The sequence below is a fragment of the Aminobacter ciceronei genome, from assembly GCF_014138625.1.
GTDB lineage: Bacteria > Pseudomonadota > Alphaproteobacteria > Rhizobiales > Rhizobiaceae > Aminobacter > Aminobacter ciceronei.
Genome location: NZ_JACJHY010000025.1, coordinates 83,319 through 103,321 on the forward strand (window position 1 = coordinate 83,319; position 20,003 = coordinate 103,321).

Annotated in this window: 19 protein-coding genes; 16 read left to right on the top strand and 3 right to left on the bottom strand. The window is 65.0% G+C overall.

All coding sequences use genetic code 11. The annotated features are described in order from the left end of the window. Positions 1–48: 48 nt before the first annotated feature. The 13 genes from HNQ95_RS23290 (at position 49) to HNQ95_RS23350 (ending at position 14,335) form a co-directional block, all read left to right on the top strand. Positions 49–1,683, top strand: coding sequence for an ankyrin repeat domain-containing protein (locus tag HNQ95_RS23290; RefSeq protein WP_182585830.1), 1,635 nt, complete (start codon positions 49–51; stop codon positions 1,681–1,683). A gap of 100 nt (positions 1,684–1,783) precedes the next feature. Then, positions 1,784–2,671 (top strand): tetratricopeptide repeat protein, encoded by an 888-nt coding sequence (locus tag HNQ95_RS23295; RefSeq protein ID WP_182585831.1) that lies wholly within the window; start codon positions 1,784–1,786, stop codon positions 2,669–2,671. 379 nt (positions 2,672–3,050) lie between these two features. After that, a complete protein-coding gene (locus HNQ95_RS23300) occupies positions 3,051–4,157 on the top strand; it encodes a transporter substrate-binding protein (protein ID WP_182575312.1) in 1,107 nt (368 codons plus the stop codon). Between the two features lie 13 nt (positions 4,158–4,170). Further along, positions 4,171–4,779, top strand: coding sequence for an ANTAR domain-containing response regulator (locus HNQ95_RS23305; protein ID WP_182575311.1), 609 nt, complete (start codon positions 4,171–4,173; stop codon positions 4,777–4,779). Next, positions 4,757–5,662, top strand: coding sequence for an ABC transporter permease (locus HNQ95_RS23310; protein ID WP_182575310.1), 906 nt, complete (start codon positions 4,757–4,759; stop codon positions 5,660–5,662). The genes HNQ95_RS23305 and HNQ95_RS23310 overlap by 23 nt, the downstream gene beginning before the upstream one ends. Continuing rightward, positions 5,659–6,579 carry an ABC transporter permease gene (locus tag HNQ95_RS23315; protein ID WP_182575309.1) on the top strand — a complete coding sequence of 307 codons (921 nt, stop codon included), beginning with the start codon at positions 5,659–5,661 and terminating at the stop codon, positions 6,577–6,579. The genes HNQ95_RS23310 and HNQ95_RS23315 overlap by 4 nt, the downstream gene beginning before the upstream one ends. A 70-nt stretch (positions 6,580–6,649) precedes the next feature. Then, entirely contained in the window at positions 6,650–8,293 is a 1,644-nt protein-coding gene (locus tag HNQ95_RS23320; protein WP_182575308.1) for an ABC transporter substrate-binding protein, read from the top strand. Continuing rightward, positions 8,283–9,227, top strand: a complete 945-nt coding sequence (locus tag HNQ95_RS23325) for an acetamidase/formamidase family protein (protein ID WP_182575307.1) — start codon at positions 8,283–8,285, stop codon at positions 9,225–9,227. Before HNQ95_RS23320 ends, HNQ95_RS23325 begins: the two co-directional genes overlap by 11 nt. After that, complete coding sequence (locus tag HNQ95_RS23330) at positions 9,224–11,038, top strand: ABC transporter ATP-binding protein (RefSeq protein ID WP_182575306.1); 1,815 nt, start codon at positions 9,224–9,226, stop codon at positions 11,036–11,038. The genes HNQ95_RS23325 and HNQ95_RS23330 overlap by 4 nt, the downstream gene beginning before the upstream one ends. Before the next feature lie 358 nt (positions 11,039–11,396). Further along, positions 11,397–12,497: a helix-turn-helix transcriptional regulator gene (locus HNQ95_RS23335; RefSeq protein WP_182575305.1), complete on the top strand. Its 1,101-nt coding sequence runs from the start codon at positions 11,397–11,399 to the stop codon at positions 12,495–12,497. Positions 12,498–12,647: 150 nt separating this feature from the next. Continuing rightward, positions 12,648–12,932, top strand: a complete 285-nt coding sequence (locus tag HNQ95_RS23340) for a hypothetical protein (protein WP_182575304.1) — start codon at positions 12,648–12,650, stop codon at positions 12,930–12,932. Between the two features lie 407 nt (positions 12,933–13,339). After that, positions 13,340–13,627, top strand: coding sequence for a GIY-YIG nuclease family protein (locus tag HNQ95_RS23345; RefSeq protein ID WP_067963929.1), 288 nt, complete (start codon positions 13,340–13,342; stop codon positions 13,625–13,627). A gap of 261 nt (positions 13,628–13,888) precedes the next feature. Beyond that, complete coding sequence (locus HNQ95_RS23350; RefSeq protein ID WP_067963931.1) at positions 13,889–14,335, top strand: hypothetical protein; 447 nt, start codon at positions 13,889–13,891, stop codon at positions 14,333–14,335. A 452-nt stretch (positions 14,336–14,787) separates the two neighbouring features. Here the strand turns inward: HNQ95_RS23350 and hdaA are convergent, their stop codons facing one another. Genes hdaA through HNQ95_RS23365 form a run of 3 tightly spaced genes read right to left on the bottom strand, consistent with a single transcriptional unit; the run spans position 14,788 to position 17,337 of the window. After that, on the bottom strand, positions 14,788–15,495 hold the full coding sequence (gene hdaA / locus HNQ95_RS23355) for a DnaA regulatory inactivator HdaA (RefSeq protein WP_067963933.1): 708 nt from the start codon (positions 15,493–15,495) through the stop codon (positions 14,788–14,790). Continuing rightward, on the bottom strand, positions 15,492–16,808 hold the full coding sequence (locus HNQ95_RS23360) for an AI-2E family transporter (protein WP_246340940.1): 1,317 nt from the start codon (positions 16,806–16,808) through the stop codon (positions 15,492–15,494). The genes hdaA and HNQ95_RS23360 overlap by 4 nt, the downstream gene beginning before the upstream one ends. Further along, positions 16,780–17,337, bottom strand: coding sequence for a CDP-alcohol phosphatidyltransferase family protein (locus HNQ95_RS23365; RefSeq protein WP_182575303.1), 558 nt, complete (start codon positions 17,335–17,337; stop codon positions 16,780–16,782). Before HNQ95_RS23365 ends, HNQ95_RS23360 begins: the two co-directional genes overlap by 29 nt. Before the next feature lie 224 nt (positions 17,338–17,561). Between HNQ95_RS23365 and purM the strand changes: the two genes are divergently transcribed. The 3 genes from purM to HNQ95_RS23380 are packed head-to-tail and all read left to right on the top strand — an operon-like array spanning position 17,562 to position 19,870. Then, complete coding sequence (gene purM, locus HNQ95_RS23370; protein ID WP_182575302.1) at positions 17,562–18,626, top strand: phosphoribosylformylglycinamidine cyclo-ligase; 1,065 nt, start codon at positions 17,562–17,564, stop codon at positions 18,624–18,626. Next, positions 18,623–19,327 carry a phosphoribosylglycinamide formyltransferase gene (purN, locus tag HNQ95_RS23375; protein WP_182575301.1) on the top strand — a complete coding sequence of 235 codons (705 nt, stop codon included), beginning with the start codon at positions 18,623–18,625 and terminating at the stop codon, positions 19,325–19,327. The genes purM and purN overlap by 4 nt, the downstream gene beginning before the upstream one ends. Positions 19,328–19,342: 15 nt before the next feature. Next, on the top strand, positions 19,343–19,870 hold the full coding sequence (locus HNQ95_RS23380; protein ID WP_182575300.1) for a SixA phosphatase family protein: 528 nt from the start codon (positions 19,343–19,345) through the stop codon (positions 19,868–19,870). Positions 19,871–20,003 lie beyond the last annotated feature (133 nt).

A 20,003-nucleotide genomic window follows, 5' to 3' on the forward strand; every position in this document is an offset into this window, starting at 1 on the left:
GAGTTCGTGGTGGTCGTATTCATGGGCGCGGGTTGGTATGGCGCCGTCATGCTGGCTGCCGGCACCGCCATCGCAGCCCTGGTCCAGCAATCGACTTCGGAGGCCGCAATGACAAGACTTGCCTTCCCACTGGCCGTTACTCTTGCGCTGATCGGCGCGGCGCCGGCGATAGCACAGGACGAGCCACCCCTGCTTGCCCGCCAAGCCTGTTTCGCCGTTTCAACGGACCAACTCGAAGACCTGGACGAAGTCGTCGTCGAGGGCGCGAAGCTTCCCTCTGTGATGTGTGGCGGGCAGAACCTCGTCACCATCGCCGCCACACGCGGTTCGCCAGCGATGCTCGACTATCTCGCAGAGGCGGGCGTGGATCTCAATCTGAAGGATGGCGAGGGCTACACGCCGGTCATGCGCGCGCTGGAACAGGGTCGCGTGGACAATGCGTTGAAGCTGCGCGACCTCGGCGCCTCCCTAGAAGGCGTCACCGACGACGGCTATACGGTCCGGGTACTGGCCGAGGTCGCGGGGCTCGACGACTTCGGACCTGAACCACCCGGACAGGGCATCCAGCTTTCGCCGGAGGCCGCCAACGACATCCTGCTCAAGGCGGCCGAGCTCGGTGATACACAGAGCGTGCGGCTCGCGCTCGAAAGCGGAGCTGATGTTTCCGCCAAGGCATCGAATGGATGGACGCCGGTCATGGTCGCGGCACTGGCCGGTCGGGCCGACATCGTCGCGCTGCTTGCCGAGCGGGGCGCGCTCGGGCCGTCGGACGAGCCGCTCGACAAGGTGGGCGACCATGTCGACGCCATCGTCGCGGCGCTTGTCGGCAAAGGCAACGGCGACCCCGCAGCCATCGACGCCATCCTGACGACGATAATACGGCACAAGGACGTCAGCGCCGACAACGACTACTATCGTGCCGTTGCCGCAAGACAGGGGCATTATCTCGAACTCATCGACCACTACTTTCCTGCGAGCGATCTGCCGCCCCTCGAGTTGGACCTGCCGCTGATTACGGCCAACGACCGGGACTCGTGGGCGAAGGTACAACGGGCGCTCGCCGACAAGGGGCTCTATCAGGGCACTATCGATGGCACACCGGGATTGGGCACGTTTTCAGCTCTTGTCGGCTATCTGGCGCCATTCGAGGAACTGCTTCTGCGCCGAAGCATCACGGCGATGCAGCGGACGCAGAATCTTCGGCGGGCGACCGGAAGCGCTTCGAGCCGCGGCTATGGCTCGTTCCGCTTGCGAGACGACGAGGCCTTCGGCCAGATCCGAATGAAAGCGGGCAACGCCATTGGCGCGGGCTATTTCGGCAGGCTCAACAGGTTCAGCACCAAAAGAACGCTCCAGTTCGGCTATTTTGATCCCACAACCACGGCGGACGCTCCTGTCATCGAAGGACAACAAGGGCTCGCCGAGGACGACACGATCATGCGACGGCTTGAGCTGAAGATCGCCGGTGGCGAATTTGTCATCATACGCGAGCCGGAAACGACGCAGGCGATGTTATTTTCGTATGACGGCGCCGGGCCAAAAATCTTCCGCTGGAAGGAAATCAACGAGCCTCTATCCGAAGTCCCGCTGCCCGGCGCGAATCTCATGGACAAGGTCGAACCGCTGGGCTCCTATTCGATAATCCTCAATGCAACAGAGCCTGAGCCGGATGGAAATCCCTAGTCGGTCGATGATGCAGACGTCCCAATTGTTTCGCAGCCAGTGAGCCCGATGGAGCATCTGGGAGATGCGTTGGCACAAAAGCGACGTGTCCAGCTTGCCAATGCCCGCGCGTAAGCAACTCGGCCAGAACCATCGAATGGCCTTGCTGATGGTCATGGCCGTCGTTGCGTCGCTTTCGGCTCCCTCGACCGGACGAGCTCAGCAATCGACCGATGCCGGAGACGTTCAAGTCACCGAATGCGACAGGCTGGCGGGCCTGACGTCCGATGCAGACCATGTCGGCGACGGCGTGAGCGTCCAGGATCTCGCCGCACATGCGGCGGCGGCGGCGGAAGCTTGCGTTCGGGCCCTGAAGGCCGAACCGAATACGCGACGTTTCATGACCAATCTGGGGCTGGCGCTTTCCCACCTCGACCGGCCGGCCGAGGCGATGGACATGTTTCGACGCGCTGCGGATCTGGGAAGCTCCACGGCGATGAACGGCATCGGCGTTCTCCATGCCAACGGCAAAGGCGTTCCGGTCGACCGGCAGCTTGCGATGGATTGGTTCCTCAAGGCGGCTGATCTCGGCAACCCGCGCGCCATGGTCAATCTCGGCATCTCCTATTCGAAGCGTGGACCCGGCAAGGACATGGCGCAGGCGATGCGATGGTTCCGAAAGGCTGCCGACAGCGGCGACCGGGACGGGATTCTCCATGTCGGTCTCCTCTATCACGGCGTCGGCAATTTCGGCGACGACGACGACTGGAACGACCTTGACGACAAGGAAGCCTTGAAATGGATCTCCAAGGCAGCCGACATGGGCAGCAGCGAAGCGATGTATCAACTTGGGCGGGCGCACCTTTACGGACATGGCGTCAAGAAGAGCGCGGCTGAGGCAGCAACATGGTTTCAAAAGGCGACGGACGCCGGCAACGATGGCGCCAAGGTCTGGCTCGAGTCCCTGTGCGAGTGGAACAAGGGCCTGGCTGGATGCAAGGGGAAGTGACCGACTGCGATTTGGCGGAGCTACAAGGGCTTCGCGTGCCTAGTTTCGCTGGGCACAAGCGGCCCGTTTCGAACCGAGACTGTAGACGCCGCCAGGGGGCAAGCTTCAGATCTCAACGGTGAGCAAGTGTCTGTTTCGGTCGAAACCTGCCAGAGGATGACGAAGGGGTGGGAGTGCTGCCGCCTGTTTGCTCGCTTGAACACAGTTGCCACGCCTTTGCCCGGATCCGTGCATCTGCATCAGGCCCCTTGACTGGCAGTCGCGAAAAGCTACGCTGACGTCAAAATACCGGCCCCGACTGCCGGGTGGCAAACATGCCTCGTATGCCTCGCCTCCCGGCGATGGCTGCGGGGCATTTTTGTTTTTGGGAGGGAATTTCTTGAAGTCGCGCATCGAAATCGGCGTGCTCTATTCGCGCTCGGGCAGCTACCAGCTGGTCGCCAATGCCTGCCATGCGGGTGCCATGCGCGCCATATCGGACGTCAATGCCGATCCGGCAAGCGGCATCGAGCTCGTTGCCATCGAACGCGACCCCGGCGGCAATATCGACCGCTACGCGCCGCTCTGCGACGAGATCCTGCGCCAGAGCAGCGCGCGCCATGTCGTCGGCGCCGTGACGTCATGGAGCCGCAAGGAGGTCATTCCCGTCCTTGAAAAGTCAGGCGCGGCATTGTGGTATGCCTGCCCTTATGAAGGTTTCGAGGCCAATGAGCATGTCGTCTACATGCATGCCTGCCCGAACCAGCATCTGGTGCCGCTTCTGGCCCATGTCGTGCCGCGCTTCGGCGCCAACGGCTTCCTGCTCGGCTCCAACTACATCTGGGGCTGGGAAACCAACCGTGTCGCCCGCGACCTGATTGCCGACGCCGGCGGCAAGGTTCTGGGCGAGCGTTACCTGCCGATCGGCGAGACCGACGTCTCCAGGCTGATCGAGGAGATCAAAGCGACAAAACCGTCCTTCATCCTCAACAATCTGATCGGCACCTCGTCCTACGCGTTCTTTGCCGCCTACGCTGATCTGGCCCGCGACGACCCGCATTTCGGGCCTGAGCGCTGCCCGATCCTGTCCTGCAACCTGACCGAGGCCGAGCTGCCGGCGATCGGTGCCGCCGGCAATGGCCACCTCTCCGTCGGGCCCTATTTCCGCGACGCCGCCACCGCCACCGACGAGACACCGGCCTCGTCCTTCGAGGCGTCAGCCTATGCCTCGGTCATGGTGCTGGCCAAGGTGCTGGCGCAAAACCCCGATGCCGGTTTCGCCGAACTGTCCACCGCCTTTGCCGGGACCAGTTTTGCCACGCCCTTCGGCAGCATCACCGTCGACCCGCAGACCCAGCACGCCACCTTGCCGGTCGAGATCGGCCGCATCTCGGAGCTCGGCTTCGAACGGGTCAGCCATATCGAACGTGTCGCTCCCGACCCCTATCTCTCGCGCTACGACCGGGCCAGGACCTTCGGCCGTGCCAGGCTCAAGGTGGTGTCATGAGCGGGGTCATGTCATGAGCCGGGCCGCCCATATCCCCAATCTCGGCGGTGCCAGGGCATTCGTGCTGCACCGCCCGCATGCCACGGTCGGCGCCATATCACGCCAGCTCCAGGCGATCGGCCTCGAGGTCGTCGATTGCTGGCCGGAGTTGCCGGCCGAGGCGCTGGCCGCCGACTTCGTGTTCTTCGACGTCGATCTCGGCTTCGACCAGCAGTTTCCGTGGCCGCGGGGTGCCGCCCCCATGCCGACCATCGCCTTGATCGGTTCGGAAGCGCCGGGCCGGATCGAATGGGCGCTGGCGCACAAGGCCGATGCGCAATTGCTGAAGCCGGTCGGCAATGCCGGCGTCTACAGCGCGCTGCTGATTGCCCGCCAGAGCTTTGCCGCGCGCCGGCAGCTGGCCGACGAGATCACGGCACTGCAGCAGCGTGTCGCCGAACGCCAGACAATCGTCCGCGCTGTTACCGCGCTGTCGGGCCAGGACGGCGTCGACGACGAACGCGCCTATGCGCAATTGCGCGCGCTGGCCATGAACTGGCAGGTCAGCCTCGAAGACGCCGCCCGGCGTGTCGTCGCCCTGACCGAAAAGGAGGCCGGCCTTGACCAGTCCCATCGCGCCTGAGATATCAGCCGTCGCCGTGCCGGCCAAGGCACGCGCCGGCGTCTGGCGCCGCCTCGTCAGGCGGCCGCTGGCGCTGACCGGCCTGGTGATCATCGCGATCACGGTCGCCGGCGCCCTGCTCGCCCCCTATCTCACCGGCTACGACCCCAACGAGCAGATGTTCGACGGGTTGACGCTGGAGGGCGCGCCGCTGCCGCCCAGCGCCACCTTCTGGCTCGGCACCGACCTGCTCGGCCGGGACCTTCTGACCCGCATTCTCCATGGCGCGCGGACCTCGCTGATCATCGGCATCGTTGCCAATGGCGCTGCCCTTCTGATCGGCACGCTTGTCGGCATCACCGCCGGCTACTTCCGCGGTTATGTCGGGGCAGCGCTGATGCGCTTCACCGACCTGATGATGGCCTTTCCGGCCCTTTTGCTCGCCATCTGCCTGGCCGCCGTGTTCCAGCCCAGCCTGTGGATCGTCGCCATGGTGATCGCGCTGGTCAACTGGGTGCAGACGGCGCGCATCGTCTTCACCGAAACCAGCTCGCTGGCCGAACGCGAATTCATCGACGCCGAGCGCACCATCGGCGCCGGCACGGCACGCATCCTGTTCCGCCACATCCTGCCGCATCTTCTGCCGACCATCATCGTCTGGGGCACGCTCGGCATCTCGACGACGGTGCTGCTCGAAGCGACGCTGTCCTATCTCGGCATCGGCGTGCAGCCGCCGACGGCGTCGTGGGGCAACATCATCTTCGAGAACCAGACCTATTTCCAGGCAGCCCCCTGGCTGGTGTTCTTCCCAGGTGCTGCGATCCTGGCCCTGGCGCTGGCCTTCAATCTTGTCGGCGACGCGCTGCGCGACATTCTCGACCCGACGCAGCGAGGCCGGGCATGATCGCCTATCTCACCCGCCGGCTGATCCAGGCCGCCCTGATCCTGCTCGGCGTGTCGCTGATCACCTTCGCCCTGCTCTATCTCCTGCCGGCCGATCCGGTGCGCCAGATCGCCGGCCGCAGCGCCACCCCGCAGACGGTCGAGAGCATCCGCCAGCAGCTCGGGCTCGACCAGCCTTTCGCCGTGCAATACTGGCGCTATCTGACCAACCTTGTCAGCGGCGATCTCGGCCGTTCCTACATCCAGCGTTCGGAGGTCAGCGAGCTGATCGTGGCGCGCCTGCCGGCCAGCCTGCTGCTGATGGTCGGCGCCATCGTCTGCGAGCTGGTCATCGGCCTGAGCATGGGGCTTATCGCGGCCGTCAAGCGCGGCAGCGCCACCGACCAGGCGCTGATGGTCGGCTCCTTCATCGGCGTGTCGGCGCCGCAATTCGTCGTCGGCCTGCTGCTGCTCTACGTCTTTGCCGTCAAGCTCGGCTGGTTTCCGATCGGCGGCTACGGCACCTTCAGCCACATGGTGCTGCCGTCGCTGACGCTCGGCATCCTCGGCGCCGGCTGGTATTCGCGCATGATGCGCTCGTCGATGATCGACGTGCTGCGCCAGGACTATATCCGCACCGCCCGCGCCAAGGGGCTGGCCCAGCGCGCCGTGCTGTTCGGCCACGCTCTGCCCAACGCCATCCTGCCTGTCATAGCCATGATCGGCATCGACATCGGCATGTTCATGGGCGGCATCGTGGTGGTCGAAAGCGTGTTCGGCTGGCCCGGCATCGGCCAGCTCGCCTGGCAGGCGATCCAGCGTGTCGACATCCCGATCATCATGGGCGTCACGCTGGTCTCGGCCTGCGCCATCGTGCTCGGCAATCTGCTCGCCGACATCGTCGCCCCGTTCATCGATCCGCGCATCAAGCTGCGCTGATCCCCGACAAGACCAACAGACTGCCAACAGACAGACGACAAGCAGACAAACAAAGAGAAGGGAACCTCGAATGAGACAATTGTTGACATCGACCGTCGCCGCGTCAGCGCTTTTGCTGGCGCTTGGCATGGCATCAGCCACGGCACAGGAAACGCTCGACCCCAAGGCCAAGCAGGGCGGCGCGATCACCATCACCTACAAGGACGATGTCGCCACCCTCGATCCGGCGATCGGTTATGACTGGCAGAACTGGTCGATGATCAAGAGCCTGTTCGACGGGCTGATGGATTACGAGCCCGGCACCACCACGCTGCGGCCCGAACTGGCCGAGAGCTACGAGATCTCGCCCGACGGCAAGACCTTCACCTTCAAGCTGCGCAAGGGCGTGAAATTCCACAATGGCCGCGAGATGACGGCAGACGACGTCAAATATTCGCTCGACCGCGTCACCAACCCCAAGACGCAGAGCCCGGGCGCCGGCTTCTTCGCCTCGATCAACGGCTATGACGACGTCGCCGGCGGCAAGTCGGAAAGCCTGGCCGGCGTGACCGTGGTCGATCCCTCGACGGTTAGAATCGAGCTGTCGCGCCCCGACGCCACCTTCCTGCATGTCATGGCGATCAATTTCAGCCATGTCGTGCCCAGGGAAGAGGTCGAGAGATACGGCGCCGACTTCGGCAAGCACCCTGTCGGCACCGGCGCCTACAAGATGGCCGAGTGGACGCTCGGCCAGCGCCTGGTGTTCGAGCGCAACGCCGACTACTGGCACAAGGGCCTGCCCTATATCGACAAGATCACCTTCGAGATCGGCCAGGAGCCGATCGTCGCCCTTCTGCGCCTGCAGAATGGCGAGGTCGACGTTCCGGGCGACGGAATTCCGCCGGCCAAGTTCCAGGAGGTGATGGCCGATCCCGAGCAGAAGGCGCGTGTCGTCGAAGGCGGCCAGCTGCAGACCGGCTACGTCACCATGAACACCCAAATGCCGCCCTTCGACAACGTCAAGGTGCGCCAGGCCGTCAACATGGCGATCAACAAGGACCGCATCGTCAAGCTGATCAACAACCGCGCGGTGCCTGCCAACCAGCCGCTGCCGCCGTCGATGCCCGGCTATGACAAGGCATTTGCCGGTTATGCCTATGATGTCGACAAGGCCAAGGCGCTGCTCGGCGAGGCCGGCCATCCCCAAGGCTTCGAGACCGAACTGTTCGTCATGAACACCGATCCCAACCCGCGCATCGCCCAGGCGATCCAGCAGGATCTGGCGGCGATCGGCATCAAGGCCTCGATCCAGTCGCTGGCCCAGGCCAATGTCATTGCCGCCGGCGGCGAAAAGGGCGGCGCGCCGATGATCTGGTCGGGCGGCATGGCCTGGATTGCCGACTTCCCCGATCCGTCCAACTTCTACGGCCCGATCCTCGGCTGCAGTGGTGCGGTGCAGGGCGGCTGGAACTGGGCCTGGTACTGCAACAAGGAGCTCGACGAAAAGGCGGCAGCCGCCGATTCGATCGTCGATCCGGCCAAGGCCGAGGAACGCGCCAAATTGTGGGGCGAGATCTACGCCAAGGTCATGGCCGACGCACCCTGGGCACCTGTCTTCAACGAGCAGCGCTTCACCATGAAGTCGCCGCGCATGGGCGGCGACGACAAGCTGTATGTCGACCCGGTCCATATCCCGATCAACTACGACTATGTGTATGTGAACGATGTGCAATAACTGCAACTACACCATCCACGGACGCCATCATCATTTCGGCTGGGACAATTCCTTTGCCCCGGCCGATCGGGTGACGCCCGGCTCGACGATCGAGTTCGAATGTCTTGATTCCTCGGGCGGCCAGCTCACAGCCCAAAGCACCGTCGGCGACATCGCCAAACTCGACTTCGACCAGATCAACCCGGTGACCGGGCCGATCTTCGTCGAGGGCGCAGAACCTGGCGATGCGCTCAAGGTGACGATCGAGGCGTTCAAGCCGTCCGGCTTCGGCTGGACGGCCAACATTCCGGGTTTTGGCCTGCTCGCCGACGATTTTGCCGAGCCGGCGCTGACCATCTGGAAATATGACGCGACCTCGCTCGAGCCGGCGCTTTTTGGCAAAAATGGCCGCGTGCCGCTGAAGCCCTTCGCCGGCACCATCGGCAACGCCCCTGCCGAGATGGGGCACCACTCGGTGGTGCCGCCGCGCCGCGTCGGCGGCAATCTCGACATCCGCGACCTTGCCGCCGGCACTGTGCTCTACCTGCCGGTCGAGGTGGCGGGGGCGCTGTTTTCGGTCGGCGACACCCATGCTGCCCAGGGCGACGGCGAGGTCTGCGGCACGGCGATCGAAAGCCCGATGAACGTCGTGCTCACCCTCGACCTGGTCAAGGATGCCAGGCTGAAGACGCCGCGCTTCACCACGCCGGGACCGGTGACCAGGCATCTCGACGCCAAGGGTTACGAGGTGACGACAGGCATCGGCCCCGACCTGATGACCGGGGCCAAGGAGGCCGTCGCGCAGATGGTCGACCTGTTGTCGGCGCGTTACCAGATGGACCCCGTCGACGCCTACATGCTGGTGTCGGTGTGCGGCGACCTGCGCATTTCGGAGATCGTCGACATGCCGAACTGGGTGGTCACATTCTACTTCCCGCGCTGCGTGTTCGAATGAACGCAGCGACCCATCCGAAACAGGCTGCCGGAGCCCCTGCCCCGGCAGCCGACAGACCGGTGCTCGACGTCGCCGGGCTGACCATTTCCGTGCGCGGCGAAGACGGCGAACGACCCGTCGTCTCCGACCTCTCCTTCTCCTTGGCGCGCGGCGAGACCTTGTGCATCGCCGGTGAATCCGGCTCCGGCAAGTCGATGACCTCGCTGGCGATCATGGCGCTGCTGCCGCAGCCGCAGGCACGCATTTCGGCCGGGTCGATCCGGCTCGGCGACACCGATCTCACCTCGCTCGACGAACGCCGGATGCGCCGCATCCGCGGCAACCGCATCGCCATGATCTTCCAGGAGCCGATGACCTCGCTCAACCCGGTGCTGTCGATCGGCCGCCAGCTGGTCGAGGCGATCGAGGCCCATACCGGTGTTTCCAGCGCGGAATCGCGCCGCCTCGCCATCGAGGCGCTGACCGCTGTGCGCATTCCCGAGGCCGAAAGCCGGCTGAAACAATATCCGCATGAACTCTCGGGCGGCATGCGCCAGCGCGTCATGATCGCCATGGCGCTGGCGCTGAAACCCGACGTGCTGATCGCCGACGAGCCGACAACGGCGCTTGACGTCACCGTGCAGGGCGAAGTGCTGGAACTGCTGCGCGACCTGCAGCGCCAGCACGGCACCAGCGTCATTTTGATCACCCACGACATGGGTGTCGTCGCCGAAATGGCCGACCGCGTCATCATCATGCGTTACGGCCGCATGGTCGAACAGGGCAAGGTTGCCGACATCTTCGAACGGCCCCAGGTCGACTACACACGCGACCTGCTCGCCGCGGTGCCGCGCATGGGCACCGGCGGCGCACGCCAAGTCCCGACCGACAAGGCCGAGCCCAGCCAGCCGACTGATGTCGCGGTGGCGCGCGACCTTCATGTCCGCTTCGACCTCACCGGCGGTTTCTTCGGCCGGGTCAATCGCCGCGTCCATGCCGTCGAGGGCATCAGCTTTTCCATCGCCGCCAACGAGACGCTGTCGCTTGTCGGCGAATCCGGCTGCGGCAAGTCGACGACGGCCAAGGCCCTTGCCGGGCTGGTGCCCTATCACGGCGAGCTCGAGATCGGCGGGCGCAACCTCAAGGGCCTCGGCCGCGAGGCGCGCAAGGCGGTGCGCCGCGACGTGCAGATGATTTTCCAGGACCCTTACGCCTCGCTCGATCCGCGCATGCGTGTCGGCGATCTCGTCGCCGAACCGCTTGTGATCCACGACATCGGCACCCCAGGGGAACGGACCGAACGCGTCGCCGCCCTGTTCGAGCGCGTCGGTCTTTCGGTCGACCAGATGGAGCGTTATCCGCACGAGTTTTCCGGCGGCCAGCGCCAGCGCATCTGCATCGCCCGAGCCCTGGCGCTCAGGCCGAAGCTGATCATCGCCGATGAAAGTGTGTCGGCGCTCGACGTCTCGGTGCAGGCGCGGGTGCTGCAGCTGCTGAAGGAGCTGCAGGCCGAATTCGGCGTCGCCTATCTGTTCATCTCGCATGACATGGCGGTGGTCGAGAACATCTCCGACCGCGTCGCCGTCATGTATCTCGGCCAGATCGTCGAGATGGGCACACGCGACCAGATCTTTTCCAATCCGCGCCATCCCTACACCAGGCGGCTGATCGAGGCGGTGCCGGTGCCCGATCCCCAGAGGCGCCGGGCCCGTTTCGCGCGCATGGAGCGCGAGATCCCGAGCCCGGTGCGCAAGCTCGGCGACGCGCCTAGAAAACTCGTGCTCGCCGATGTCGGCGGCGGCCACCTCGTCGCAGAATCGCCTGTCAGCTGAAGCCGCTGAAGCCTGCCGACCTTGCCCGGCGCCGACAGCGCCGGGGCCGCCCGCGACGCCCCCGCCGGCACGTTTCGCCCGCACATCCCCCACCCGCACATCCGATGTGCAGGACGGCGCCGGCCATAGATTGTGGAAAGATCACAGGGAGTTGTGCCGTTGCGACGTTTGCGCAGGGCAGCCAGCATTTGATGAATCAAAGTGTAGTGCTATCGTCCGATCAAGCATGGTCAACAAAAGCTGAATGACAGCAGTGCGTTCCACCATGCCCAGGCCTGGCGGATCCGCTCGCCGGCTTTGCGCTACGCGCGAATGACTTTGCATAACCGGTCGCGGGCCAGGGTGGGAGTGGCAACGATTGGCGGAGCTGTCGGAGAAATTCATCGACCAGATCTATGAGGCGTCCTTCGTCCCGGAGAAATGGCCCGCCTTGCTCGACGACCTCGCCAGGGCCGTCGACGGCATCGGCGGTTATCTCTTCACCATCAGCCGCGGCGCTTCGGCCTATGTCGCCTCGGAGGCGGTCGCGCCCCATGTCGGGGCCTTCATGGATGAAGGCTGGATGGCGGTGAACGGCCGGGCGGCGCGCGCCGAGGCGCTGGCCTATCCCGGCTTCATCACCGACCTCGATGCCTTCAGCGAAGAGGAGCTGGAGCAAGAGCCGATCTACCGCGACTTCCTCAGGCCGCGCGGCATGGGCTGGGCCGCCGGCACCCATATCCCGCTGCCCACCGGCGACGTGCTGTCGTTCAACTTGGAGCGGGCAACAGCACGCGGCCCGTTCGAGCGTCCCCTTGTCGAGGCACTCGACCGCTTACGCCCACATGTCGCCCGCGCGGCCATGGTCGGCGCGCGGCTCGGGCTGGAAAAGGCGCGTGCCGGGGCCGACGCGCTGGAGGCGCTTGGCCTGCCGGCAGCGGTGCTCGGTGGACGCGGCCAGCTGCTTGCCTGCAACGCGCTGATGGACAGGCTGATCCCCGACATGGTGCAGGACGGCACGGCGCGCGCCCAGATCACCGACAGGAAGGCCGATGCCTTGCTCGATCAGGCCCTTTCGGCACTGGCCGGCGGCACCAGGCGCGGCATCGTCCAGTCCTTCCCGATCAAGGGCGGCGACGGCAAGTCGTCGGGCGTCGCCCATCTGCTGCCGGTGCGCGGCTCGGCCAACGATTTGTTCAGCCGCATGAACAGCATTCTCGTCATCATGCCGCTGCCCGGCCCGGGCGCGCCGCCGGTCAAGGTGCTGCAGGCGCTGTTCGACCTGACGCCGAGCGAAGCGCGCATCGCCGCGGCCCTTGCCGACGGCCGCAGCATCGACGCCATCGGCCAGGATTTCGGCATCGCCCGGGAAACCGTGCGCTCGCATCTGCGTTCGATCTTCGCCAAGTCGGGCGTTTCCAAGCAATCGTCGCTGGTCCGGCTCCTGCTCGGCGTGACCCTGCCGCGACCGGGCAGCTAGGGCATGATCGCTGGAGCGGCCAGCGGTTTTCGGGATCATGCTTGCACAGAGACAGACCTGCCGTTCGAAGACAAACGGCGCCGATCTAGACGATAGGCTTACTCGACAGTTGGCCTGCGACCTGCACAACTGGAGGGGGGAGAAACGACAATGCCTTATCTCGACATCTATCTGGCCCAGCTGACCGACCCGTTCCGCATCGGCCTGCTGGTCGCGCTTCTGGTCACCGCCGCCAACACCGCGCCGACGCTCAACCGCTGGATCCCGATCGCGCTCGGCGTCGTCTTCGTCGCCGTGCTGATCCCGTTCAGCTTCGGCGCCTCCGACGACATCGCCAAGGCCTTTGCCGTCGCTGTCGGGCTGGTCTCCAATATCACGCTGCTGGCCGTGCTGCTCGGCGCCAAGGCGCTCTATTCCAGGCTGGCCAGAGGTTAGGGCAATTCCGGCAACACTCCCGCACCATCGTCATCCCAAGGCGAAGCAGGAACGAAGCTCCGTCGCGAAGACCCTAGGATGATGAAGGGATGGGTGTGTCGCCGCGGGCTTGGTGGTAGGCTGGATTGCTGAGCGATGCCTCTCCGCTTCGTCATCCCAGAGGCTTGCCCCGGGGATCCATGCCGTGAGGGTGACGAACCTTATGCAGGGGCAGAAAAAGCACGCGTTCTGCACCGCTTCGGCGCTGCCGCAGTGTCACGGCATGGATCCCAGGGTCTTCGCGACGGAGCTGCGCTCCTGCTCCGCCCTAGGATGACGAAGGGATGGATGTGTCGCCAGGTGGGTTCAGCTGCGGGCATGCGTGCAGCAGGCCTTGCGCGCAACCTTGCCGCGAATAATCTCTCGCGATGACCGGATATGTCTACATGACCGCCAGCCAGAAGGGCGGCACGATCTATATTGGCGTGACGAACGATCTCGCGCGCCGTCTGCCGGAGCACAAGGCAGGCAAAGGCTCTCGTTTCACCGCACGTTACGGCGTGCAGCGCCTCGTCTGGTACGAGGAGCATTTCGACATCCGCGACGCCATCCAGCGCGAAAAATCGCTGAAACGCTGGCCACGCCAGTGGAAGGTCGAGCTGATCGAGACGACCAATCCGGAATGGCACGAGCTGTTTCGTGGGCTTGGGTGGTGATGTCACGAGAGCCTGCACCATCGTCATCCTAGGGCGGAGCAGGAGCGCAGCGACGTCGCGGAGACCTTGGGATCCATGCCGTGACCTCACGGCAACGTAAAGACGGTTCAGAACGCGTGCTCCTTCCGAGGAGCGTTTCCGCCTTTCTTCGACTTGTGGAGGCACTTTTGGTCTTGCGCCATTCCGGACGGAAATCCACTTCAATTGCGGTCCCGAGATCGGCTTGCTACGGAACTTGCATCTTCTCCGCCGAGCGCCTTCATGGACAATCAAGAGCAGGCTTTTTCCGACAGGATCGACTGCAACTTCCCGTATCTGGATGCCGCCAGGGCTGCCGCGCTCATGGCGGAGGCAAGATTCATCTCGACCAATGCTGAATTCTGCGTGCTGTACGAGATCGTCTGCCCGCCAGCATCCGACCGGCTGCCGACTGAGCGACAACGCGACTTGCTGGCAAGCTGGCTCGAGAATTCGACGTCCCCTCTTGCCGCTCGTATCGCCGATCTGGCCAGACAGGTGATCGACGGCGGGACGGTGGCGACAGAACAGGCGTTGGCCGCGATGCACGATGTCGCGACGACCGAGGGGCAATATGCGGCTTTGGCGGTGGTGTCTCGCCTCGCTCATGCGGCGAGCGATGGCGTCAACGGCGAGATAATTGACAGGCTGGAGCAACAGATCCGGAGGCAGTGGGAAGAGCCGGGATAACGGCTTCGCGTCGACTGAAGCCTTACCCTGGCTGGCAGCGCGCAGGCGATGCAGAACACAGGCACTTTCCTCCACCCGCCCCACATTCCTCACCCTCACGGCATGGATCCTCGGGTCAAGCCCGAGGATGACGAAGTGGAGAGGCACCGCTCGGCGACGAATTAGAGGGCAGCGCTCGGCAATCATCATCACTAAGCCTGCGACCGCCCCCCGTCCTTCGTCATCCTAGGGCGAAGCAGGAGCGAAGCTCCGTCGCGTAGACCCTAGGATCCATGCCGTGACATTATAGCCGGGCTCAAGCGGTGCAGGACGTGTGCACTTTCTTCCACCCGTCCCACATTCCCCACCCTCACGGCATGAATCCTCGGGTCAAGCGTCTGGGATGACGGAGCGGAGAGGCCGCTCGCGGCAAGCCACCCTTACGGCAGCGCCCAAGCGCTGCAGAACCCGCCCTACAGCTCGAACTCGCCCTGGCCGGCGTCGAGCGCGCCGATGGTCTCGGCGGCGAGCGCGCGGGTGATGCGGCTCTTCTGTTCCAGCGCTGCGCGGTCGAGGCGCTCGACGACACGGATGGCGGTCGACAGGGAGCGCTCGATGCGGCGGACCAGGAACTGCACGACATGCGGCTCGACCTCGACCTGGCGGTCGGCGAACAGCTTGGTGATGACGCCGGCGAGCAAGAGGTCGTCGGGCTCGTCGATCTCGACGGTCGCCGCAGCCTTGAGCCGCGAGGCGAGGTCGGGCAGCGTCACGCCCCAGGCGGTGGGAAAGCTGCGCGCGGTGAGCAGCAGCTGCGCGCCCGAGCCGCGCACGGTGTTGATGAGATGGAACAGCCCGTTCTGGTCGAGCCGACCCTGGTCGGCATCGTCGATCAGCACCGAGGCCGTGCCGACCTCACCGAGATGGGCTGATATGTCTGAAACGTCGAGCTGAAGTGCGTCGGCATGATCGCGCCAGATCGCGGCAAGATGCGACTTGCCCGAGCCGGCGGGACCGGCGAGCAGCACCACTGATGCCGGCCATTCGGGCCAGCGGTCGATCAGCGACACCGCTTGCGCGTTGGCCCCTGAGACAACGAGGTCGTCGCGCGAAAACCCTGGTGAATGACCAAGGTCGAGCGGCAGCTGGCGCGGTTTGATCGGCTCGCGCGACACTGTCATTTTTCCGGTTTCGCATCGCCCGGCTTGCGGGCCTGGACTTTGGCGCGGCTCGGCCTATCGGCCTCGGTTTTTGCACGGCTCCGCATGGCAGCGGCGGTCTTGGCGCTACCCGAAGCGACAGCCTCGGTCCTGGCGTCGCTCGGCAAGCGAGCGGCCTCGATTTTTGCACCGCTCGGCGCGGGCGCCTCGGGCACCTCCACGGCATGGCCGTGATAGAGCGGGGAATCGAGGTAGCGGCCGATGGCGAAACGCACAAGCACGGCAACGGCCGCCGCCGACGGCACCGCAACCAGAAGGCCGACAAAACCGAACATCGCGCCGAAGGCGACCAGCGCGAACATCAGCCAGACCGGATGCAGGCCGACACTCTTGCCGACCAGGCGCGGCTGCAAGATGTTGCCCTCGATGAACTGGCCGACGAAGAACACCGCCGCAACGGCTGCGACCATCGTCCAGTCCGGCCAGAACTGGACGAAGGCGACGCCGATCGACAGCACCAGGCCGAGCAGCGAGCCGACATAAGGAATGAAGCTGACCAGGCCGGCAAACAGGCCGATCAGCACGCCGAAATTGAGCCCGGTCAAGGTCAGGCCGACGGCATAGAGGATGCCGAGGATCAGGCACAGCGTGCCCTGGCCGCGGACGAAGCCGGCAATCGCGGTGTTGATGTCGCGGGCAATCTGGCGGACTGTGACGACGTGGTCGCGCGGGATCCAGCTGTCGACGACTGACACCATGCGGTCCCAGTCGAGCAGCATGTAGAAAGCGACGACAGGGGTGACCACGAACAGGCTGGCGATCGAAAACAGCGCCACGCCCGAGCTCCAGATCGACTGGAAGATGGTGGTGACGAAACCGAAGCCCGACTTGAGCAGCGAGCTCAGGCCCTCGCGCAAGCCTTGCGCATCGACGCCGAAACGCTGCTCCAGCCATTGCGGATTGAAGTTGGTGATCAGCTGCTGCAGGCTTTCGAGATAGCCCGGCACCTTGGCGGCGAAGTCGGCCATCTGCGAGGCCAGCACCGGAATGATGATGACAAGGCCAAGCACCAGAAGCACCAGGAAGCAGATCAGGATGACGACGGTCGCCATCAGCCTGGACAGGCCGAGCTTCTGCAGCCGGTCGGCGACCGGGTCGAGGAAATAGGCCAGCGCCATGCCGGCGACGAAGGGCAGCAGGATGTCGCTGAACAGATAGAGGAAGGCGGCGAACAGGACGGCCGAAATCAGCCAGAAACGGATCTGCTTGCGGAATGCCGCCGCTGCCGCTTCTTCGGCCGCTTCGTTATCGGTTGGGAGTGTCGCCTTCGCCATAACCGCTCATGTGCCTCAGCCAAGCCACGAGATAGGCTGCCGCCGAAGCGACGGTCAAGAGGCCGGAAATGGTTATCAACGCCGGCCGGACCGGGCCGAGCGCAAAGCTGAAGGCCAGTTCGGCAAGCACGATCGCCGCCAGGACGATCTGGATCGCCGTGTTGACCTTCGAGACCATCAGCGGACGCACCTTCACCGGATGGCCCATGATCGTCGACAGAAGCACCGCCCCGATGATCAGCGCGTCGCGCGACACCGCCAGAACGACCAGCCACAAAGGCAGGTGCCCCATGATGCCGAGCACGACAAAGACGCTGACCAGCAGCAGCTTGTCGGCCATCGGGTCGAGATAGGCGCCGAGTTCCGAACGCTGGTTGAAATGGCGGGCGATGAAGCCGTCGACGCCGTCGGAGACGCCGGCAATGACGAAACCGGCGAAGGCCCAGTCCCACTCGCCCGCCAGCATGGCGTAGATCACGCACGGCACGAGGATCAGCCGCATGATGGTGATCATGTTCGGAACAGTCACAATCAACATCCCGCCTTTTTGCTTTGTCTTTTTAAGATATTTTGTCTTTGGTCGATAAATGGGCGAGACTTGACCGCATCGCAAGTGCGTGAGCGTGTCAGCCCCCTGTCCACCGCTTTGGCGGCCGTTTCCAAGGCAATCCGGCCGTCTCGCTTGCGGGAACCGGCCGTTCATGCGAATAGCGCCGCAAAAGCGCACCAGGATTTGGGCATCAGGAATTGGCGATGAGCGAAGGCAAGAACGGTCTCACCTATGCGCAGGCGGGCGTCGACATCGACGCCGGAAACCTGATGGTCGAGAAGATCAAGCCGCTGGTGCGCTCGACGCGCCGGCCGGGCGCCGATGGCGAGATCGGCGGCTTCGGCGGCCTGTTCGACCTCAAGGCCGCCGGTTTCAACGACCCGATCCTGGTCGCGGCCAATGACGGCGTCGGCACCAAGCTGAAGATCGCCATCGATGCCGGCAAGCATGACACGATCGGCGTCGACCTCGTCGCCATGTGCGTCAACGACATCGTCGTCCAGGGCGCCGAGCCGCTTTTGTTCCTCGACTATTTCGCCACCGGCAAGCTCGACCCCGACCAGGGCGCCGACATCGTCTCCGGTATCGCCGAGGGCTGCCGCCAGGCCGGCTGCGCGCTGATCGGCGGCGAAACCGCCGAAATGCCCGGCATGTATCATGGCAATGACTACGACCTCGCCGGCTTTGCCGTCGGTGCCGCCGAGCGTGGCCGGCTGCTGCCGACCGACGACGTCGTCGAGGGCGACGTGCTGCTCGGCCTGGCCTCCTCCGGCGTACATTCCAACGGTTATTCGCTGGTCCGCCGCATCGTCGAGATGTCGGGCCTGAAGTGGAGCGACCGGGCGCCTTTCGCCGATGGCCCGACGCTGGCCGAAGCGCTGCTCGAGCCGACGCGCATCTACGTCAAGTCACTGCTCCGGGCGATCCGCGAAACCAACGGCATCAAGGCGCTGGCCCACATCACCGGCGGCGGTTTCCCCGAAAACATCCCCAGGGTGCTGCCCAAGGAATTCTCGGCCGAGCTCGATTTGTCGGCGATCGAGGCCCCGCGCGTGTTCTCCTGGCTCGCTGCGACAGGCGGCGTCTCGCCTGAAGAAATGATGCGCACCTTCAACTGCGGCATCGGCATGATCGCGGTGGTTGCCGCCGGCCAGGCAGCGCAGGTCGCCGCCGTGCTGCAGGAAGCCGGCGAGACGGTCACGCCGATCGGCCGCATCGTGCCGCGCCGCGACACCGGCGTCATCTATCGCGGGTCGCTCGCCCTATGATGCAGCGCAAACGCACAGTCATCCTGATCTCGGGCCGCGGCTCCAACATGGCCGCGCTGATCGACGCCGCCGCCGACCCGGCATTCCCCGCCGAGATCGTCGGCGTCATCTCCGACAAGGCCAACGCGCCCGGCCTCGGCATCGCCGCCAGCCGTGGCATAGCCACCAAGGTGGTGACACGCGCCGACCATGCCAGCAAGGAAGCGCATGACGAGGCGATCGGCTCGGCGCTCGACACCTTCGGCGCCGAGATCGTGGCGCTAGCCGGCTACATGCGTCTGTTGACCACCGGCTTCGTCGAGACATGGCAAGGCCGGATGATCAACATCCATCCGGCACTGTTGCCGTCCTTCAAGGGGCTCGACACCCACCAGCGCGCGCTCGACGCCGGCATCCGCGTGCATGGCTGCACCGTGCATTTCGTCACGCCCGAAATGGATGACGGCCCCATCATCGCCCAGGCCGCCGTGCCGGTGCTGATCGACGACGACGAGCCGACACTGTCGGCCCGCGTGCTCAAGGCCGAGCACCGGCTCTATCCGCTCGCCCTCAAGCTCTTCGCCGAAGGCAAGGTGCGCATGGAGGGCAGCCGCACGGCCTTCTCAGGCTTCAGCGACAGCATCGGCACCGACGAGATCGCAGCCCCCCATCCGGCACGCGACGAGATCGACCTGGAGCAGCTCGCCCGCATCACGCCCTGAGCCGAAAGACCCCGCATGGCAAAGATCAGGCACCTACTGCTGCTGCGCCATGCCAAGTCGAGCTGGGACGACGAAGCGCTTGCCGATTTCGACCGGCCGCTGGCGCCGAGGGGCAAGGCGGCGGCGCCGCGCATGGGCGCCGAGATCGCCAGACGCGGCTGGCTGCCCGAGCTGGTCTATGTCTCGCCTGCCGCGCGCACCCGCCAGACATGGCAGCTTGCGTCAGCCGACTGGCCGGCGCCCCTGCCCGCGGCAAGCTTCCACGACAGCATCTATGGCGCTTTGGCCAACGACCTGTTTGCGCTTGCCAGAGCCGTGCCCGACGAGATCGGCAGCTTGCTGGTCATCGGCCACAATCCGGGGCTCGAGATCTTCGCTGCCCAGCTGGCCGGTCCCGGTTCGAGCAGCGATGCGGTCAAGTCGCTGGAAGAGAAATTCCCCAGCGGCGCGCTGGCCCGCTTCGAGTTCGAAGGCGACTGGGACGAGCTGCGCCCCGGCATCGCGCGCCTGACCCATTGCCTCAGGCCGAAAGAGCTGGGCTGAGGCGCAGCCAGGCCGCGTGGCGCGGAGGAGCGCTGGCCTGGTCCGGCTGTCCGCTCCGGATTGTCTTCACCTTCTGTCATCGGCCAGCTTTGACTTCGGCCGGCTCCTGAGATCGTCCAGCCGCTGAAGCCGG

Excerpts from the sequence above, each read along its gene's own strand:
- HNQ95_RS23360 (WP_246340940.1), bottom strand. The coding sequence starts at position 16,808 with ATGGCGAAGGCGACACTCCCAACCGATAACGAAGCGGCCGAAGAAGCG.
- HNQ95_RS23315 (WP_182575309.1), top strand. The coding sequence starts at position 5,659 with ATGATCGCCTATCTCACCCGCCGGCTGATCCAGGCCGCCCTGATCCTG.
- HNQ95_RS23340 (WP_182575304.1), top strand. The coding sequence starts at position 12,648 with ATGCCTTATCTCGACATCTATCTGGCCCAGCTGACCGACCCGTTCCGC.
- HNQ95_RS23295 (WP_182585831.1), top strand. The coding sequence starts at position 1,784 with ATGCCCGCGCGTAAGCAACTCGGCCAGAACCATCGAATGGCCTTGCTG.
- HNQ95_RS23325 (WP_182575307.1), top strand. The coding sequence starts at position 8,283 with ATGTGCAATAACTGCAACTACACCATCCACGGACGCCATCATCATTTC.
- HNQ95_RS23380 (WP_182575300.1), top strand. The coding sequence starts at position 19,343 with ATGGCAAAGATCAGGCACCTACTGCTGCTGCGCCATGCCAAGTCGAGC.
- HNQ95_RS23350 (WP_067963931.1), top strand. The coding sequence starts at position 13,889 with ATGGACAATCAAGAGCAGGCTTTTTCCGACAGGATCGACTGCAACTTC.
- purN (WP_182575301.1), top strand. The coding sequence starts at position 18,623 with ATGATGCAGCGCAAACGCACAGTCATCCTGATCTCGGGCCGCGGCTCC.
- HNQ95_RS23320 (WP_182575308.1), top strand. The coding sequence starts at position 6,650 with ATGAGACAATTGTTGACATCGACCGTCGCCGCGTCAGCGCTTTTGCTG.
- HNQ95_RS23290 (WP_182585830.1), top strand. The coding sequence starts at position 49 with ATGCTGGCTGCCGGCACCGCCATCGCAGCCCTGGTCCAGCAATCGACT.
- HNQ95_RS23305 (WP_182575311.1), top strand. The coding sequence starts at position 4,171 with ATGAGCCGGGCCGCCCATATCCCCAATCTCGGCGGTGCCAGGGCATTC.
- hdaA (WP_067963933.1), bottom strand. The coding sequence starts at position 15,495 with ATGACAGTGTCGCGCGAGCCGATCAAACCGCGCCAGCTGCCGCTCGAC.
- HNQ95_RS23330 (WP_182575306.1), top strand. The coding sequence starts at position 9,224 with ATGAACGCAGCGACCCATCCGAAACAGGCTGCCGGAGCCCCTGCCCCG.
- HNQ95_RS23345 (WP_067963929.1), top strand. The coding sequence starts at position 13,340 with ATGACCGGATATGTCTACATGACCGCCAGCCAGAAGGGCGGCACGATC.
- purM (WP_182575302.1), top strand. The coding sequence starts at position 17,562 with ATGAGCGAAGGCAAGAACGGTCTCACCTATGCGCAGGCGGGCGTCGAC.